This is a genomic window from Pseudoalteromonas sp. GutCa3 (assembly GCF_002836155.1).
In the GTDB taxonomy this organism is placed as follows: domain Bacteria; phylum Pseudomonadota; class Gammaproteobacteria; order Enterobacterales; family Alteromonadaceae; genus Pseudoalteromonas; species Pseudoalteromonas arctica.
The window spans coordinates 1-18655 of sequence record NZ_PJBK01000089.1; the positions used below are offsets into that span (position 1 = coordinate 1).

An 18655-nucleotide genomic window follows, 5' to 3' on the forward strand; every position below is an offset into this window, starting at 1 on the left:
GACGGAACCTATCAGTTTTGTGTATCTAAATTACATATGAAAATAATCCACCAGAGGTAGATTAAGTTAATTTTTTCAAATAGTATTTTCTGACAGATAAAGGAAGTAATCAAGGAGATTCTTAGGACTGGTGCTGATAGGCAGAGTCGAACTGCCGACCTCACCCTTACCAAGGGTGCGCTCTACCAACTGAGCTATATCAGCAACACAAGAACTGGAGCGGGCAGCGGGAATCGAACCCGCATCATCAGCTTGGAAGGCTGAGGTAATAGCCATTATACGATGCCCGCATAAAAATCTGTTCTTAAACTACCTCTAACCGTCAAGAATAAAGTGGTGGAGGGAGCTGGATTCGAACCAGCGAAGGCTGAGCCGTCAGATTTACAGTCTGATCCCTTTGGCCGCTCGGGAACCCCTCCACGATAATTCTCTACTAATTCACTTCCGGTAAAAGGAAAGTGGTGCCGACTAACCGAGTCGAACGGTTGACCTACTGATTACAAGTCAGTTGCTCTACCAGCTGAGCTAAGTCGGCACTGCTTTAGTACGGGGCGAGATATTAGAGTAAGGTTTATTGGGATGCAACAATAAAATTAAAAAAAGTGTAAATTTTTAGTTTAAATGCTCAATATTCACGCGAAAACACGTTTTTTGCACTTTTTTATACTGTTTCGGTTAATTCATACCAATAATTTAAGCCCTGCATTACTAACAATGAATCAAAAATACTTCCTGCAAATTGCTGTTGCAATAGCGAGCCATAGCCACCAGCAAAAATAATTTGTGGTGCTTGTTCTGTTTTTTGAGCTGTTAAATGCAGCTTAGCTTGCTCAATTGCACCGATGGTTGCCACTAAAGCACCATTTTTTAAACCGTTTGGCGTATTTTTACCCAATTCATTAGTAAATGGTGTTTTACCGTCATCAAAAACACGTTGGGTGTTTTGTGTAAGTGATGAGGTCATTAAATCAAGCCCAGGTAAAATCCAGCCGCCTAAATGCTTACCTTCATTATCAAGCACATCAATTGTTGTCGCAGTACCTGCATCAATAACAATGCATGCTTTATGTGGGTATAATGTAAAGCCTGCAATAAGCGCAAGCCACCTATCGATGCCTAAGTTACCTACGTGCTCGTAAGCGCATACAAGATCTCCAAGCGTTTTAGTTACTTTGGCTTCAAAGCAAGTAATATTATTGCTAGCCGCTTGCACGAGAATATCATTTAGTAAATCACTGCGCCCTACGCACGCATAAATCACTTCGGTTATTTGCAACCAAGGTAGGTTATTTATATCTGCTGGTTGTGCTTGATCGTTATCCCACAGCACAGCTTTTAGTGATGTATTTCCTACGTCGATCAGTAATCTCATACTTGCGCCTTTCTGAGGGAGACTTCCCCACCGTAATAACTTTTTACTTCACCATCTTGGCGAATTCGTATTCCACCTTGTGGGTCAATACCCTCACATATTCCACGCCAGCTTCGGTGCCCTGTATTAAGCTCAACATAATCACCAGCAAATGCATTGAGTGAATTCCATTGCTCATACATATTTTGCAAACCTGTTTGACGATACTGCACTAAACGCTGCTCTAAATGATGAGTAAGCGATGCCACCAGCTGGTTTTTATCTAGCTGTTGGGTATGTTGATTTAAGTCGGTCCACGCTTGGTCTATATGTTGGCTAAAGCTGTCTGGCATTTGTAAGTTGATACCTATACCAATCACAAGCTGACAAGGACCTTGCGGCTGTCCGTCGAGTTCAACTAATACACCTGCAAGCTTTTGCTTATTTATATAAATATCGTTAGGCCATTTAAGCTCTACGTCAATTTGGTATAACGCTTTAATTGCATCATAAACTGCAAGGCCTACTGCAATTGATACACCCATTGCAGCTTGAAGCCCGTCATCTAAACGCCAAAAGTAACTGTAATACAAATTAGCGCCGAATGGGGATTGCCAAACACGGCCGCGTCGGCCGCGCCCTGCTTGCTGCATTTCAGCAACAATAACAGTCCCAGACTCAAGCGCTGTTTTAGCCTGTATACGGCGCATAAGCTCACTGTTGGTCGAATCTATAATAGGGTGTACTTCTACATTGGCCGTATTATCACCTAGCGCTTTGTAGTGTTGATCAATTTGCGTTTTATTTAAAAGGCCCACCTGACTATTCAAACAATAGCCTTTGCCAGTCACTTTAAAAATATCCAAGCCCATTTCTTGTAACGTTTTAATATGTTTACTAACCGCAGCTCGGCTAATTCCTAGCTTTTCACCCAAGGCTTGCCCAGATACAAAGCCTCCTTGGTTGAGTGCATTTAAAATAGCGAGTTTGTTTCCATCAGGTGCTTTCATTGCTCAGGCTCCGCGTTAATATGGCATTCGCTGCACGAATCTATCAAACGTACTTCGTGCTCAAGCATAATGTTGTAGCGCATATAAACCACTTGCTGAATGTGTTTAATCATTTTTATTAGGTCACTACCTTCACTATTTCCGTGATTAACAAGCACTAGCGCTTGTTGTTCATGCACTTCTACACCGGCCTCGCGGTGCCCTTTTAAACCACTTTTATCGATTAGCCAACCTGCTGCGACCTTGTGATGGCTTTGCCCATATTCGTAATGAGGTAAATCTGCAAACTGCTTTAATAGCTCAGCTAACTGCTGGTTAGTAATTATTGGGTTTTTAAAAAAGCTACCCGCATTGGCAAGTGTATATGGGTTAGGTAATTTGCTATTGCGCGTTTTTATAACCTGATCGAATACTGCTTGCGGGGTAATGCTTGAGAGCTGCTGCAGGGGGCCATAACTTAATACTGGTTGCCACTTTTTTGGAAGCGCTAAATGCACTTGCGTGATCACCGCTTTATTTTTAAGGGCATGTTTAAATATTGAGTCTCTGTAAGCAAATTCACATTGCTCGTTATTTAGTGAGTGCATAGTTTTAGTGGTTATATCAAAGTATTCTACCAACTCAATAAATTTAGCTATCTCAACGCCATAAGCACCAATATTTTGTACCGGCGATGCACCCACTGTGCCCGGTATAAGTGCTAAATTTTCAAGCCCGGGTATATTTTTCTCTAATAAATAACTGACTAGTTGATGCCAGTTTTCGCCTGCGGCAATAGTTATTAGTGTGTCGTTCTCACGATCAGTAATTTTAATCCCTTTTAAGGCTATTTTTATAACCGTACCCATGTAGTCATTTAAAAATACGGTATTACTGCCCTCGCCTAGCAAACAAAACGGTGTACTAAAACTTTGCGTTTTAAGTTGCTCAAGCTGAGTAATTTCAACAAAATTTTGGCATTGGCTGTTTAATGCGAATGTATGTAAGGAGTGTAATGAATGCGCCACAAAGCTCTCTAAAAATACCGGTAACTAATCGCAATAGTTTACCTCATCGTCGCAAATGTGGCACTAGATTGTAAAAATCACTCAACCCACCGTGCCAATCGTGATATAAAACCAGCACTTTTTTATTTGTGTTCAGAGTAATGATGAAAATTAAACCTCTTTTTTTAAGCCTCGCTATGGCGGGTATGTGTTCGCAAGCAATGGCTAATGCGATTGACCAAAACTCGTATGCTAACCTTGATGATGTTGTTACTACTCACTTAAACCTTGATTTAGATGTCGACTTTGCCGACAAGCAGTTAGAAGGTTTTGTGGAGCATACTCTTCAGTGGAACAACAGCAAAAGTAGAACTCTCGTACTTGATACCCGCGACTTAGACATTGATAAAGTAATGTACAAAGATCAAAGTGGTAACTGGAAAAAGGCGACTTTTGATTTAGCTAAGCGAGATGACGTTAAAGGTTCAAAGCTTACTATTGTGTTTAAAAACCAAGCTGAAGTAGTTCGTATTTACTACAACAGTCGTCCAGAAGCTTCAGGCCTGCAATGGTTAACACCCACGCAAACGGCAAGTAAAACGCATCCATTTATGTACAGCCAATCGCAAGCAATTCATGCACGTAGTTGGATCCCAGTGCAAGATACACCCGCAATGCGTGTAACTTACTCTGCACGAATTCATACACCAAAAGATATACGTGCTGTAATGAGTGCCGACAACAAAGATGCGCTTTATAAAGATGGCGATTACATTTTTGATATGCCACAAGCAATTTCACCTTACCTAATTGCTATTGGCGCAGGTAACTTAGAATTTAAAGCAATGTCGCATCAAACAGGCATATTTGCTGAGCCGACAATTTTAGATGCCTCAGTTGCTGAGTTTGATGACACCCAAGCCATGATTGATAAAACAAACGCGATGTACGGCGAATATGCATGGGGTCGTTACGATTTATTAATGCTACCGCCAAGTTTTCCGTTTGGTGGCATGGAAAATCCACGCTTATCATTCATAACTCCAACGGTTGTTGCTGGTGATAAAAGCTTAGTTAACCTTATTGCCCATGAGCTTGCTCATTCTTGGTCTGGTAACTTAGTAACTAACGCAACGTGGGAAGATTTGTGGTTAAACGAAGGTTTTACCTCGTACGTTGAAAACCGCATTATGGAAGAAGTATTTGGTCGTGACCGTGCGGTTATGGAACAAGCACTTGATTCAGCGTCTTTACGCGCACAAATTAAAACAATTGATGCACCAGATACACGCCTTAATTTAAAGCTTAACGGCCGCGACCCAGATGATGCGTTTAGCTCAGTGCCTTACACTAAAGGTCAGTTATTTTTAATCTATCTAGAAAACAAATATGGCCGCGATAAGTTTGACCCGTTTGTAAAAGCGTACTTTAAAGAGTTTTCGTTTAAATCACTTACTACCGCGCAATTTGTTACTTACTTAAAAGCTAACTTAATTGAGAAGTACCCGGGTGTTGTAAGTATGGATAAAGTAAACGAATGGATTTTTGAACCTGGCTTACCAAGTGATGCGCCCAACCCTACTTCTGATGCATTTGATAAAGTAGATACTGCAACAGCAGCATGGCTAAAAGGCGACACAACAGCAGCTCAACTACCAACAGCTGATTGGTCTGTGCATGAGTGGCTACACTTTTTAAATAACTTACCACGCGATTTAAGCATAGAGAAAATGAGCGAGCTTGATAGTGAATTTAATCTAACGCAATCAACGAATGCTGAACGTGCATTTGCTTGGTTTATGCTAGCAGTAGGTAATGGTTATCAACCAATTTATCCTGCGCTTGATAAGCACCTATCAGGTATTGGCCGTCGTAAGTTAATTGTGCCGTTATACAAATCACTTATCACTAACGGTAAAAAAGAGTGGGCTCAAAGCGTGTACTTAAAAGCACGCCCTGGGTATCACCCTCTTGCACAGGGTACTATTGACGCATTATTTGAATAAATAGCGTTAATTAGAAACTAAAAAGGGCCAAATTTGGCCCTTTTGTTTTTCTGTTTTTTACTTTTTCACTTTTTCACTTTTTTACTTTTTCTAAAAAAGCTTTACGCTCCGTAGCCGTGGCTTGCTGCCACCAAAAATCAAGCATTTGCGGCGCACTTGGCATGCCCTTACCTGTAATTGGTGCTATTGGCTTTATTGGTTGGCTAGGACGTGAAGGTCCTGCAGGCATTGTATTTTGCATTACCGGTTTATTGCTTGCTAGCTGCGTGTTAGAAATAACACTTAAAGGTTTAGCAACAGCGCTACTTTTTGCTTTTAAACTCACTTGAGGGGCTTCTGCAAATACTTTTGCAGATACCGCATTTTCAGCACGATTAAACACTAAGGTATAATCTTTACCTGCTTCAACAGTTACGCTTACCCAAAATGGTTCCGACTCTATAACTTCATGCGTGTCATAATCATCTTCATATAAATCGGTGTACTTTAGCCTAAGCTGATAGGTCCCTGGAGCAAGCTCGACATCGTCAATACGACTAAACAAAGAGCTTTCTAGCATTTTATCGCCCACTTGCAGTGGTACAATTTCTTCTGGAAAGTGAATATTCTCAGCATTAGCCGAAAAACTAACTAGTAATGCAACTGCACTACTTATTAAAATTGGTTTAAGCATATTAACTCCTTTATTTGATTTCAGTTTGACACTGCTTTGAAAGTTTGTCATTAGTGAGCTTAAAATTCACAACACTTAATTAGGAACACACTATGAGCCAAGAAACTATTTTTACCAAAATCATTAATCGTGAAATTCCAGCAGATATTATTTACGAAGATGAAAACACTCTCGCATTTAAAGATATAAACCCACAAGCGCCATTTCATGTGTTAATTATCCCAAAAAAAGCAATTGCTACTATAAATGATATAAATCCTGAAAACTCACATTTAGTAGGCAACTTATACGTAGTTGCAGCTAAATTAGCTAAGCAACATAATTTTGCTGAGGACGGATACCGCGTAGTTATGAACTGTAACGAACATGGTGGGCAAACTGTTTATCACATACATTTACACATGCTTGGCGGTAAAGAAATGGGCTGGCCACCTTATCAAAATGTAAAAAAAGTAAAATAATTAAAAGTTTTCATTAAATTGTTCCACTCAATTAATTAGTTACAAATGTTATGATTTTTCATAGTTATAAAGAATAAATAGTTACTTATTTGCAACATTTTGTGTTTAAATAATCGTAATATCGTATTTGTTATTGAGTACATCAGCGATTTTCTAATACAAAAGGTGTGGAAGTCGTGGTAAACTTAGTCAGTCAGCTTTATAAAAGAGTATAAAAAACATGAGCAGTTCAGCCTTTTTGTTATTAGATCAAGAGCCAATTAACACTATTGGTATTAACGTTTTAGAACCTTTGTTAAAAACGCAAGGCCTTGACGTAACCACAGGTACTAATATTTTAGACATACCTGAAGGGACTCGACTTTTGTTTATTGAAACATCAAGCAAGGATGCATGGGGAAAACTAAAAGAACAACTAGTAAACCTACGTATTAAATGCGATATCATATTATTTAATTTAGACGAAAACCCTGAACTTGCTAATCGTGCATTGTTAAGCGGTATTCGTGGCGTATTTTACACAACAGATAACGCCGATGTATTAATGAAAGGTATTCGCTTACTACTTGAAGATCAACTTTGGTACCGTCGCGATATTATGTGTAATGCATTAAATCGTATGCTGCAATTTAATAAAGATGCGCTGCATAAACTAACCGAAGGTGATATTGAGCCTGTTAAACTTACTAAGCGAGAAAAAGCAATAATCTCACTAATGAGTAAAGGTTCGAAAAATAAAGAGATCGCAGAAGATTTAAGTATTAGTCCACATACTGTTAAAACACATTTATACAGCGCATTTAGAAAAACCAAATGTCGTAACCGTATTGAACTTCTATCGTGGGCACAACAAAATATCCCTGATGAAATTCGTTAATCAAATATTTAGTTTAAATTTAAAAGCAGACACTTAGGTGTCTGTTTTTGTATGTGCTATATACTTATCTAATAACAATTAGCTTAATTAAGTAATCTGTTTTGAGGATTGGTATAAGTGTATACTTTTGATAACTTTAGTTTAATAGCTACTTTGCTGGAATATTAATGCTCGACTCCTTCACTCTTTATTTTGCCAGCATCGCCATCATGGTCGTAATGACCTTACTTAACTTTTTGACATGGCGAACAAACAAACAAATATCGGGCACGCTGCTATACATTTTCTATCCCATATTGCTATTAGGCTCTGTTATTGGCTTTACTCTTGTTGGTGATACACATAATTTAGTAATTATTAGCGCTGCCAGTAGCATGATGTTTGCCGCATCAATAGTGCACTGCCTTTCACTTAGTCAGTTTTTAAATTATCGCGGTATTGGTTTTAAATTACTCTGCTCAGTGACCGCTTTTTGCACTGTAATGCTTGGCTATTACACCTTTTTTGACCCATCTTTACACGAAAGAGTGATTGCATCCGATATACAACACATAGCAGAAGCCGGTTTTTTACTGTTTATATTTATTAAGTGTGCACGCAAACCCTATCCTAATGGCAGCATTGTATACATAACCATTTTAACGCTTGTTGCTTTAAGCTTTATTGGCCGCTCGTTATTTATGGATAACATTGAACAAAAAAATCTTTTAGTAAACGGCTGGTTTAGCTCATTATTATTTTTAAATGGCGTAATTGCTCCCATGTTTTATGCTGCAGGTATGGCGTTATTATGTAATGAGCGCAGAGAGCAGCACCTCAATAAATTAGCCGATAAAGCACAAAAAGATTTAGAAATACGCGGGCTCTTTTTATCAACTATAAGCCACGAAATTCGCACCCCGCTAAACGGTATTTTAGGCAGCGCCCAACTTGTTATGAACCAAACAAGTGATACCCGCAATAAAGCCTATTGCGAAGCGATTATAAATTCTGCCGAATCACTTAACTTATTGGTAGATAAGGTCCTTGATTACGCGAGCCTAGATCAAAGTGACGAAGCGCTTTACGAAGAAGATGTAGAGTTTAAAACATGGCTTAATAATTTATGCTTATTACTCAGTCCTCTCGCGGAGCAAAAGCAACTCAAGTTTGAACTAATATGTAATATTCCTGAGCAAGCCTGTTATTACTGCGACCAGCAAAAACTTAGGCAAATAATTATTAATTTAGTGGGTAATGCCATTAAGTTTACAGACCACGGAACCGTTAAAATTCAGGTTGATTTAGTATTAGAAAAACAACTTGAGCACACTATAAAAATTAGTGTCAAAGATTCAGGGCCAGGTATAGAAAATGATGAGATAGCCTACTTAACAGAACCTTATGTACAAAGTAGTGCAGGAAAAGAGAAAGGCGGAACCGGCCTTGGTTTAGCTATTACCAGTCGCCTGCTTGAAAAGCTCAGTAGCCGACTCGAAATAGCCAGCCAGCTTGGTACTGGTAGTGTATTTAGCTTTACCGTTACTTTTACTTTAGGTGAATTAAGCCTTGTAGAGCAGCGCCATCAAACTAAAGATTACTTAACAGGTCTTGATGTACTACTGGTTGAAGATTTAGATTTAAATCAAAAAATTGCTATAGAATTTATGGCCGACGATGAGCACAAAATTAAGCTCGCAAAAGATGGGAAAAGCGCCATAGAGCTCATGCAAGCTCACCACTTCGATGTTGTTTTGCTTGATATGAACCTACCTGATTTAACAGGCCAAGAAGTACTTAAACGTCTAAAACGCATTGATCATAAAAATCAACGAACTCCAGTACTCGCATTTACTGCAAGCCTTAGCCCTGACGAAGTAAAAGAATATTTAGAATTAGGAATAAAAGACATTGTAGGCAAGCCTATTAAGCACGAAAAGCTTCGCCAAGCACTTAGCGACTCTCAATCTAATCAAACTGCTAGCATTGCAGTAGAGCTTATTGATACCTTGTATGACAAAACAGCGGCCGAAACACTCACCAGCTCGTTTAGTGAAGATGAAGTATCGTCGATTTATAATGAGTTTGTGCTTTCAGCGCGTAACAAACTAATTCGCTGTCAAAAGCTTATCGATCAACAACCAGAGCAATGCATTAAACTTTTACATCGCCAAGCAAGTACTGCTCTGCAACTGGGTTTTAATCGCTATGGTATTGAGCTTAAAAAAATAGAGCGCCGTTTACTCGATAAAAAGCCACATAACGACATGCTTGATGAAGCGCTAGATCTGTGGCAACGAAGCTTAGAGCAATATTTAAAGTTTGTACGTGGGCAGTTAGAGTAATAGTGAATTAGCTTTAAAAATAGCTAATTATTAGCCTCTTCCATATTTATCATCAAATCGCTCTATATCGCTTTCATCAAGTACAGCACCGGTTTGCACTTCAATGACAATTAATGGCTCTTTTTGATTATTAGCCAAACTATGAATTTGCTTTGCCGCGATATAACACGATTGGTCGTGCGTTAGCGTATACGCTTGCTCATCAATACACACATCTGCAATACCCGAAACCACAACCCAATGTTCAGCACGATGCTGATGGCGCTGCGTCGAAAGCTTAGCACCGCTGTTAACAGTAATTTTCTTAACTTTAAAGCCAGTGCTTTCAACCAAAGTACGGTAACTTCCCCATGGGCGAAAAACCACTTGATGATGATTAAGTTTATCAGCCTGTGTTGTAGCAATTTTCTTAAGCAACAAAGGCAGAGAATCTAGCTCATTTTGGTTTGCAATTAACGTGGCATCATGAGTATGAATAATTGCTAAATTGCTTACTCCAAGCATGGCAATAGTGTGTTCAGCCTCGTTAATAACTAAGTTATTAGTGCTTTTTTGAGCCATATAATTAGCATTTAAACTATTACCGTTTTCATCTTTTTTTGTAAGCGCATCAAGGGATGAAAAACTACCTACATCACTCCATTTTAAATCAACAGGCATAACAACTACGTTATTACTGCGCTCTAAAATGGCGTAATCAATTGAATCGCTTGGGCAGTGTTCAAGCGCACTGTTGCTTGGGCGGGTAAACCCTAAATCTTTAGTAAATTGTGCTGCTGCAGCGACACTCGTTGCTATTTTTGGCGCAAACCGCTCGAGCTCTTTTAAATAGGTCGCTGGGGTAAATAAAAACATCCCGCTATTCCAGCTATAACCACCTTGAGCTAAATAACGGTTCGCTGTATCTAAGTCAGGCTTTTCTTTAAATTGAGCAACATCGTAACAACCCGTTCCGGCAATAGCCGCGCCTTGTTTTATATAACCATAGCCAGTATGCGCCTCTGTAGGAGTAATCGAAAACGTAACTAGCTTTCCTTGTTCAGCAAGTTTTACAGCTTCAGGGAGCTTAGCTGTTAATACATCAAAGTTTTTAATATGATGATCAGCAGGCATCACTAATAGCGGACCGGTAATCCCATTTTGCAGTGCATAGTGGGCGGCTAATGCGATGGCAGGGGCGGTATTTTTACCTTTGGGTTCGAGTAATAATGCACTAGGATTTGAGCTGGCAGCTTGCTCGGCGGCAATAAATCGGTGCTGCTCATTACACACTAAAATAGCATTATCAAACAACTCATTAGAAACACGCGCCAATGTACTTTGCAGCAATGACGTGTTTTCATTTAGTAGTGGTAAAAATTGTTTAGGCATTGCTTGGCGAGAAAGCGGCCACAGCCGAGAGCCTATGCCACCAGCTAAAATTACAGGAGTGATTAAAGTGTTCATAATGTATATTAGCCGCCAACAAAAATATCAGCGACTATTTTAACACTTTATTGGCTCTGCGCTAAATTAACGTGTCTATACTAATGTAAAAGGGTCTGCGTCTAAATAGGCAGGAAACGCCGCTTTAAATTCATCCAATGGTGCTTTTTCAAGTGTTATTGTAACTAGCTGCTCGGTGTTATCTTGTGCTTTAGTTAATGCATCGCCTTTAAAGTCGTATACCGCTGTACCGCCATTGTGCGAGGCACCATTACCGTCTTCCCCCACGCGATTAACGCCTACTACGTAGCATAGGTTTTCCATTGCACGCGCCATAAGTAACGTATCCCAAATATGGCGGCGCACAGCAGGCCAGTTTGCTACGTTTATCATTACATCGTAGTCGTTATTATTACGTTGAAATACCGGAAAGCGCAGGTCATAACATACTTGCGGTAATAGTTTAAAACCATTGATTTCAAAAACTTTGCGTGCTTGCCCTGCTACAACGTAATCGCCCTCGCTGCCTAAGCGAAATAAATGGCGTTTATCGTAATAACTCACCTCTCCATCGGGTTTTACCCAATAAAACCGATTCGCTTTTTTATCGCCTTGTGCAACAAGTACCGAACCCGCAATAACCGCATTATGTTTATGAGCCTGCGCCTTTAACCACGTCAGTACTTTACCATTTTCGGGCTCTGCACAATCTAAATTGATAGCAAAGCCAGTCGAGAATGTTTCGGGCAATAAAATAAGATCGGGCTGATGCGTAATTGCTTCAAGTTGCTTATTGAACATGGCTAAATTAGCGTCTTTATCAAGCCAATAAAGCGAGCTTTGCAATGCTGTAATGGTTAAAGTTGACATAATATTTGCGCAGCCTCTATGAGAGTGTTGTCGTTTTTAGCAAAGCATAAACGAATAACTTTATCGGTTGGTGGATTTTGATAAAAAACACTTAACGGAATAGCCGCAACACCTGCTTGCTCAACTAACCAGTGGCAAAAATCAACATCGTTTAAATCCGATACATCGCTGTAATCTAACAATAAAAAGTAAGTGCCCTGGCTAGGTAAAATTTTAAAACGACTATTACTTAAATGACTCGCTAATAAGTCGCGTTTTTGCTGATAAAACCCACTTAGCTCATCTATATGCTCGCCTTGCTGCTCGAGCATATCGGCAAGCGCATGCTGTGCGGGGGTAAAACTTGAAAACGTAACGTATTGATGAATTTTTCTAAATTCGACAGCTAAATCTGCAGGTGCAATACAGTAACCCATTTTCCAGCCCGTGCTGTGAAACGTTTTACCAAAACTCGATACAACAAAGCTTTTGGCAAATAATTCATCATCGCGTAATACGCTTAAATGCGGTTGCTGATCAAACGTAATGTGCTCATATACCTCATCGCTTATTACATAAAAATTGTGAGTACCAACTAACTTTTTAAGCGCTTTTATATCTTGTGGCTGTAATATTTTACCGCTTGGGTTGTGAGGCGTATTAATAATAATTGCACGGGTATTTTTAGTAATTGCTTGGCTTACTACTTGCCAATCAATAGTGTAATTTGGCGCACTTAAAGCAATGTGTACCGACTTTCCACCAGCGAGTTCAATTGCGGGTTGGTAGGAGTCATATGCAGGGTCAAATACAATCACTTCATCACTGGGGCGCACGATTGTTTGAATAGCCACAAACAATGCCTCTGTTGCACCTGAGGTAACAGTCACTTGATCAGCCGCGTTCATATCAGCTGCATATTTGCGCTTTGCTAAATCAACAATTTGTTGCTGTAATCGTGGTACACCACTTGAAGGTGAATATTGATTAACGCCCTGCTGCACATAATAATTTAACTGCGTTTTTAAAAGTTCAGGAGCATCAAACTCAGGAAAGCCTTGAGAGAGATTAATTGCCGAAAACTCATTAGCCAACCCGCTCATTTGGCTAAATATACTAACGCCTAAATTTGGTAATTTACTTTCAAACACGTGATGCCCTTAATGATGGTTTTGCGCTTAAAGCGATGCTATCATTGCTTAAAACAGAAGTATAGCCGTCTAAAAACAATTAACTTTACGCTCATTAGTGAGGAATGTATGCAAAACAATACCGCTATTTCACAACTTATTGAAGCCGGAAAATGGGTTAGCCAAAAAGGCTGGGTGCCCGCTACAGGTGGAAACTTTTCAGCTCGTACTAGCACTGGCTTTGTTGTTACAGCAAGTGGGCACGATAAAGGCTCACTGACGCAAGAGCATTTTTTGCAATTAGATCACCAAGGCGAGCGCCTAGCAGGAGCTGTAAAGCCATCGGCAGAAACACAATTACACCTAAGTTTGTATCAGCTTATACCTGATGCACAGTGTGTTTTGCATACTCACTCTGTAGCCGCCACCGTACTGTCGCAAATTACCCAAAGGCATCAGCTTGATTTAACAGGCTATGAAATGCAAAAAGCACTGAGCGGCTTTACTTCGCATTTAGAAACGCTGAGCATTCCTATTTTCGATAACGATCAAGATATTGACCGATTAAGCCTGCTGGTCAGTGACCATCACTTACATACGCCGATAGAGCACGGCGTACTGATACGTGGTCATGGCTTATATGCAGTAGGGCGCAATATTGATGAAGTTCGCCGCCACCTAGAAGCCTTAGAATTTTTATTTAGCTGCGAACTAGAGCGCCTAAAAATAATAGGTATTCAAGCGGGAGTAACTAAATGATTAAAGCTATTTTAACCGACATCGAAGGCACAATAACCCGCATCTCGTTTGTTAAAGAGGTGTTGTTTCCTTACGCGGCAAAACAGTTACCTACCTTTGTACGTGCCAATGCTAATAAGCCAGATGTAGCCGAGCAAATTAGTGCCGTAAAAGCCTTTATCGAAAAGCCAAACGCCGATATAGAAGAAGTCATTAGCACTTTACTTACCTGGATTGATGAAGATAAAAAAATCACTCCACTTAAGCAGTTACAAGGCTTAATTTGGCAAACAGGGTATGAACACGGCGATTTTAAAGGTCATTTATACCCAGATGCATTTGATTTTTTACAAGCTCAACACAACAACGATATTACTTTATATGTGTACTCATCAGGGTCGGTAAAAGCGCAGCAGCTACTTTTTAAATACAGTGATTATGGCGACATTCGCAGCTTGTTTACTGATTTTTTTGACACCAAAGTTGGCGCAAAACAAGAGCAAATAGCCTATAACACTATTGTTGATCTGTTACCGTTTAAAGCAGCAGAAATACTCTTTTTAAGTGATGTAGCCGGCGAGCTTGATGCCGCGCAGGCTGCGGGCTTAAAAACACTACATTTAATTCGTGATGGGCAAGCAAGCACTAAAGCACACCCTTATATTAATGACTTTAGCCAATTTAAATTGGAGCAATTAGTATGAGCCAATTAACAATATATGCCGACGACAATGCAAACAAAGCACTTGTAAGCACATCAAATGCTGATGATATTGCACAGCAACTAGCTAAAGTAAACGTACGTTTTGAACAGTGGCAAGCAAATGCAGATATTAATGAGCACACCACCCATGAGCAAATTATTAGTGCGTACAAAAGCGATATAGATCGGTTAAAAATCGAAAATGGCTATCAAACAGTAGACGTTATATCTCTAGCTAAAGGCAATCTTGGCATATCAGAGCTGCGCAAAAAGTTTTTATTTGAACATACTCATAGTGAAGACGAAGTGCGTTTTTTTGTAAAAGGCCAAGGGCTATTTTGCCTACATTTAGCCAATAAGGTTTATCAGGTACTTTGCCAACAAGGCGATTTAATTTCAGTGCCTGAACTTACCCCGCATTGGTTTGATATGGGAAGCGACCCTGAATTTACTGCCATTCGCTTATTTAACAATACAGAGGGCTGGGTAGCAAAAAGTACTGACTCGTCTATTGCAGAGCAATTTCCCTTGCTCGATTAATAAAGCTCAGTGCACGCATGCCTAAACTATATTTTCTATAAGCGTATTTATGCTATTTGCAGGATGACTTCAATCACTTAACTCTGTAATATTATTTTAGCAATGCAGCTGATTAAGAGTAACTTTCTAATGGTGAACGAACAATATCAAAAGTCTAAACAACAACTAGCCTACTCACGTAAGCAAGTTGAAAAGGCTGGTCGTATTTTTCGTAAAAATGAAGGTGATTTTGACTTTGCAATAGAGGTTGTACAAAACTATCGTGCAGCACATTTATATCCGCTGACTATTATTAAAAACCTCGTATGGAAACATGTAAAAAAGCTTCATTTGCTAGAGTCGGCGACTATAGTTAGACGCTTAAAGCGCTTGCCAACTATTATAGATAAGTTACAAAGAGCCTCGTTGGATGGTAAAAGTGAAAACGCAATAAATCTGAAGCGAATGCACGATATAGGTGGCTGCCGAGTAATCTTAGATAATCTAGAGCATCTATATCAACTCAACGCCAGTTTAGATTCGAGTAGAGCAGTTCATAGCGTTAAATCATATGATTATATTGAAAACCCAAAAGCGACAGGCTATAGAGGTATTCATCGTGTTTATAAAAGTTATAACAATTTAAAATCTCACGATTATAAAGGCTTTCAAATTGAAGTTCAGTTACGCACTAGGCTTCAGCACCTTTGGGCTACTACTGTTGAAATTGTAGATATTATTGAAAAAGAAACACTAAAAACCAATCCCCAAGCAGCCGACACAGATTGGAAGCGATTATTTTTTATCATGGGTGAGTTTCTTGCAGTCAAAGATGGTTCAAATCAATTAAGTTCACAACAATCGCAGACCTTTGTTGATGAGCTTTCGGCACTAAATAAAAAGCTAGCCGCATTTCATAAGCTTGATGCATTTAATCGCGCATTCCAAGTTGACGAAATTAAAAATAAATCGAAAGATACAGGCTTTGCTTTACTCGTTCACAACACAGAAACACAAATGGGTCGAGTCTTTTTATATGCAGAAAATAAAAAGCAAGAAGCTCTAACGCATTACGCCGAACAAGAAAAACAAACTCACAATAACGTGCTTCTAGTTGCAGGGAGCGACTTGAAATCAATAGAAAAAGCCTACCCCAACTACCTAAATAGTACCTCTGAGTTTCTTTCAGAATTCAGTCGCATATTATTGAGTTAGCTCTTTAAGTTTACCCATTAATACTTGTCGCTGGTCATACACACCCGTGTCTAACACCCACCCTGTGACCAGTTTTGCCGGCGTTATATCAAATGCAGGGTTATACACATTAGCATTAGTGGGCGCCCATAAAGCCTCACCAAAGCTACCGCTAACTCCGCGCACTTCTTGAGGATTACGTTGCTCTATTTCTATATCATTACCACACGCGGTGTTGGTATCAAGCGTGGTAATAGGCGCAACTACATAAAATGGAATGTTATGGAAATACGCAAGTACGGCTAAATTATAGGTGCCCACTTTATTGGCAAAATCACCATTGGCAGCAATACGATCAGCCCCTACCACTATTTTATCCACCTTACCTGCAGCCATTAAACTCGCCGCCATATTATCGCAAATTAGAGTGTAAGGTATTTTCCAGCGCTCAAGCTCAAAGGCAGTTAAGCGACCGCCTTGTAATAATGGTCGTGTTTCATCAACCCACACATGTACGTTGCCATATTTTTGCTGCGCTTTGTAAATAACACCTAGTGCAGTACCAATACCAGCGGTTGCAAGCGCCCCTGTATTACAATGGGTTAATATGTTGTCGCCACTATTTATAAGTTCGGCGCCACGGCTTGCCATTCGCTCACACAGCTCAATATCTTCAATAAACAACCGCTCGGCTGTGGTAACAATACCGGCAACATAATCGCTTTGCGTTAAAGCTTTACGCAATGCAGCCATACAATGCATTAAATTAACCGCCGTTGGGCGAGTGGCTTCTAGCTCATTGATTGCTTTTTCAAGCTCACCTTTAACTACCCCTTGCTCAGCTAAATACGCCACTAACAAGCTCGCGCTTAAACCAATAAGTGGAGCTCCACGTACTTTTAAACTAATGATCAGCTCTTTCATGGTTTCTACATCATGGCATTGATGCCATACCTGCTGGTGAGGTAGTAAATATTGGTCGAGCACACTAAGCGACCCGTTTTCATATTTTAAACTGCTTGCGATTAAATTTTGCATAATGCTCAAGGTATTAAAAATGCGTAACGTTATTTTACACCACTTTGAATAACTCTCAAGTTAGACTTGTAGACATCTAAACATTTAAAGGTATAGAATGCTTAAAAGCTGATTTTTGAGATTTAAACCATGACTAACTATGTTGCTTTTAATGCACAGCGCGCTATCGATTATGTATCGACATTAATTGAATCTAAACAATGTAATTTTTTTGCTCCCGGACAAGCCTTATCGGCATATGAGTTTGGTGATGGCAATCTTAATTTAGTATTTAGAATTACTGATGAGCAAAAAAATAGTGTTATTTTAAAGCAAGCTCTGCCTTATGCGCGTTGCGTGGGTGAGTCGTGGCCATTAACGCTTGATAGAGCTCGTATAGAAGCACAAGTTTTGCTTAATCATGGCGCTATTTGCCCAACTTATACTGCTAGGGTTTTACATTATAGTGAAATGCAAGCACTGACTATTTTAGAAGATTTAGGTAATTTACAAATACTGCGAACTGCACAAAATAATGCTGAGCAATTTCCTAAATTAGCGCAGCACGTAGCGACCTACTTAAGCCATACTGGTTTTTATAATTCAGATTTTTATTTAACCGCACAAACTAAAAAAGCGCTCGTTAGCCAATTTACTAACCCTGAGCTTTGCCAAATCACTGAAGACTTATTTTTTAGCGATCCGTACATTGAGCACGAACGCAATAACTACCCAAAGCAACTACAAAGCGAAGTTGATGCAATACAAAAAAACAGCGCATTAAAGTTAGAAATAGCAAAATTAAAAGCTAATTTTTTATCTAACCCGCAAACATTACTCCATGGTGATATGCATAGCGGCAGTATTTTTGTTGATTGTAATAATACAAAGATGATCGATCCTGAGTTTGGTTTTTTTGGTCCTGCTGGGTTCGATATTGGCTCTTTTATTGGTAATTTACTTTTAAATTACTGCGCACAATACGGGCATATTGAAGATTTTTTGACTCGTCGTAATTATCAAACCCACTTATTAAGCACCCTTGTTGAATGCTATACCTTATTTGAACAACATTGGCTTACGCTTATAAATGAGCACACTACTGAAGTTGCGCTAAAGGTTACAGGCTACAGTGAATACTTTATAAAAGGGGTATTACAAGACGCCATTGGTTACTGTGGTGCTGAGTTAATTAGGCGCACCATAGGGCTTGCACATGTAACCGATATAGATAGTATTGGTGATGATAAGGCGCGTCTTATAGTGCAAAAACAAACATTAGCACTAGGCGAGCAACTTATTTTGAATGCCCAAACATGCAACAACAAAGAAGCATTTTTTAGTTTATTAATAAGCCAATTAAATTAAAAAACATTAAAAAAGGCGCTATTA

Annotated in this window: 17 protein-coding genes and 4 tRNA genes; 9 read left to right on the forward strand and 12 right to left on the reverse strand. The window is 39.4% G+C overall.

Annotated features, from left to right (window positions below; genetic code table 11):
- Positions 1-128: 128 nt before the first annotated feature.
- The 7 genes from CXF64_RS16075 to murB all read right to left on the reverse strand — a co-directional run bounded on the left by CXF64_RS16075 (position 129) and on the right by murB (position 3368).
- Positions 129-204 (reverse strand) — tRNA-Thr (locus CXF64_RS16075).
- Between the two features lie 11 nt (positions 205-215).
- Positions 216-290: transfer RNA gene (locus tag CXF64_RS16080), tRNA-Gly, on the reverse strand.
- 44 nt (positions 291-334) lie between these two features.
- Positions 335-419: transfer RNA gene (locus CXF64_RS16085), tRNA-Tyr, on the reverse strand.
- A gap of 40 nt (positions 420-459) precedes the next feature.
- Positions 460-535: transfer RNA gene (locus tag CXF64_RS16090), tRNA-Thr, on the reverse strand.
- A 126-nt stretch (positions 536-661) separates the two neighbouring features.
- Positions 662-1372, reverse strand: a complete 711-nt coding sequence (locus CXF64_RS16095) for a type III pantothenate kinase (protein WP_101217504.1) — start codon at positions 1370-1372, stop codon at positions 662-664.
- Positions 1369-2361: a bifunctional biotin--[acetyl-CoA-carboxylase] ligase/biotin operon repressor BirA gene (gene birA / locus CXF64_RS16100; RefSeq protein ID WP_024597284.1), complete on the reverse strand. Its 993-nt coding sequence runs from the start codon at positions 2359-2361 to the stop codon at positions 1369-1371. Before birA ends, CXF64_RS16095 begins: the two co-directional genes overlap by 4 nt.
- Positions 2358-3368: a UDP-N-acetylmuramate dehydrogenase gene (gene murB / locus CXF64_RS16105; RefSeq protein ID WP_024599731.1), complete on the reverse strand. Its 1011-nt coding sequence runs from the start codon at positions 3366-3368 to the stop codon at positions 2358-2360. The genes birA and murB overlap by 4 nt, the downstream gene beginning before the upstream one ends.
- A gap of 143 nt (positions 3369-3511) precedes the next feature.
- On the opposite strand from murB, the gene CXF64_RS16110 reads away from it, so the two are divergent.
- Positions 3512-5353, forward strand: a complete 1842-nt coding sequence (locus CXF64_RS16110) for a M1 family metallopeptidase (RefSeq protein WP_076925857.1) — start codon at positions 3512-3514, stop codon at positions 5351-5353.
- A 73-nt stretch (positions 5354-5426) separates the two neighbouring features.
- Here CXF64_RS16110 and CXF64_RS16115 read toward each other — a convergent pair whose 3' ends face one another.
- A complete protein-coding gene (locus tag CXF64_RS16115) occupies positions 5427-6026 on the reverse strand; it encodes a DUF2057 domain-containing protein (RefSeq protein ID WP_101217505.1) in 600 nt (199 codons plus the stop codon).
- A 92-nt stretch (positions 6027-6118) separates the two neighbouring features.
- On the opposite strand from CXF64_RS16115, the gene CXF64_RS16120 reads away from it, so the two are divergent.
- The 3 genes from CXF64_RS16120 (at position 6119) to CXF64_RS16130 (ending at position 9688) form a co-directional block, all read left to right on the forward strand.
- On the forward strand, positions 6119-6487 hold the full coding sequence (locus tag CXF64_RS16120; RefSeq protein ID WP_007579887.1) for a histidine triad nucleotide-binding protein: 369 nt from the start codon (positions 6119-6121) through the stop codon (positions 6485-6487).
- Positions 6488-6707: 220 nt separating this feature from the next.
- Positions 6708-7364 carry a helix-turn-helix transcriptional regulator gene (locus CXF64_RS16125; protein WP_004334929.1) on the forward strand — a complete coding sequence of 219 codons (657 nt, stop codon included), beginning with the start codon at positions 6708-6710 and terminating at the stop codon, positions 7362-7364.
- A gap of 167 nt (positions 7365-7531) precedes the next feature.
- The gene (locus CXF64_RS16130; protein ID WP_024589456.1) at positions 7532-9688 is read left to right on the forward strand and encodes a response regulator; all 2157 of its coding nucleotides are present in this window, start codon (positions 7532-7534) and stop codon (positions 9686-9688) included.
- A gap of 30 nt (positions 9689-9718) precedes the next feature.
- On the opposite strand, the gene CXF64_RS16135 is transcribed toward CXF64_RS16130, so the two are convergent.
- From CXF64_RS16135 to CXF64_RS16145, 3 genes are all read right to left on the reverse strand, one after another.
- A complete protein-coding gene (locus CXF64_RS16135; protein WP_101217506.1) occupies positions 9719-11134 on the reverse strand; it encodes a mannose-1-phosphate guanylyltransferase/mannose-6-phosphate isomerase in 1416 nt (471 codons plus the stop codon).
- A gap of 75 nt (positions 11135-11209) precedes the next feature.
- Positions 11210-11983 carry an amidohydrolase gene (locus tag CXF64_RS16140; RefSeq protein ID WP_101217507.1) on the reverse strand — a complete coding sequence of 258 codons (774 nt, stop codon included), beginning with the start codon at positions 11981-11983 and terminating at the stop codon, positions 11210-11212.
- On the reverse strand, positions 11971-13113 hold the full coding sequence (locus CXF64_RS16145; RefSeq protein WP_101217508.1) for a methionine aminotransferase: 1143 nt from the start codon (positions 13111-13113) through the stop codon (positions 11971-11973). Before CXF64_RS16145 ends, CXF64_RS16140 begins: the two co-directional genes overlap by 13 nt.
- A gap of 108 nt (positions 13114-13221) precedes the next feature.
- On the opposite strand from CXF64_RS16145, the gene CXF64_RS16150 reads away from it, so the two are divergent.
- The 4 genes from CXF64_RS16150 to CXF64_RS16165 all read left to right on the forward strand — a co-directional run bounded on the left by CXF64_RS16150 (position 13222) and on the right by CXF64_RS16165 (position 16267).
- The gene (locus CXF64_RS16150; RefSeq protein WP_024589460.1) at positions 13222-13851 is read left to right on the forward strand and encodes a methylthioribulose 1-phosphate dehydratase; all 630 of its coding nucleotides are present in this window, start codon (positions 13222-13224) and stop codon (positions 13849-13851) included.
- Positions 13848-14534: an acireductone synthase gene (mtnC, locus tag CXF64_RS16155; RefSeq protein ID WP_101217509.1), complete on the forward strand. Its 687-nt coding sequence runs from the start codon at positions 13848-13850 to the stop codon at positions 14532-14534. Before CXF64_RS16150 ends, mtnC begins: the two co-directional genes overlap by 4 nt.
- Entirely contained in the window at positions 14531-15073 is a 543-nt protein-coding gene (locus tag CXF64_RS16160) for a 1,2-dihydroxy-3-keto-5-methylthiopentene dioxygenase (RefSeq protein ID WP_101217510.1), read from the forward strand. The genes mtnC and CXF64_RS16160 overlap by 4 nt, the downstream gene beginning before the upstream one ends.
- Positions 15074-15202: 129 nt before the next feature.
- Positions 15203-16267, forward strand: coding sequence for a RelA/SpoT domain-containing protein (locus CXF64_RS16165; RefSeq protein ID WP_101217511.1), 1065 nt, complete (start codon positions 15203-15205; stop codon positions 16265-16267).
- On the opposite strand, the gene mtnA is transcribed toward CXF64_RS16165, so the two are convergent.
- Positions 16256-17284 carry an S-methyl-5-thioribose-1-phosphate isomerase gene (gene mtnA, locus CXF64_RS16170; RefSeq protein ID WP_101217512.1) on the reverse strand — a complete coding sequence of 343 codons (1029 nt, stop codon included), beginning with the start codon at positions 17282-17284 and terminating at the stop codon, positions 16256-16258. The two genes, CXF64_RS16165 and mtnA, sit on opposite strands and share 12 nt — an antisense overlap.
- A 129-nt stretch (positions 17285-17413) precedes the next feature.
- Between mtnA and mtnK the strand changes: the two genes are divergently transcribed.
- Entirely contained in the window at positions 17414-18631 is a 1218-nt protein-coding gene (mtnK, locus tag CXF64_RS16175; protein WP_101217513.1) for an S-methyl-5-thioribose kinase, read from the forward strand.
- Positions 18632-18655 lie beyond the last annotated feature (24 nt).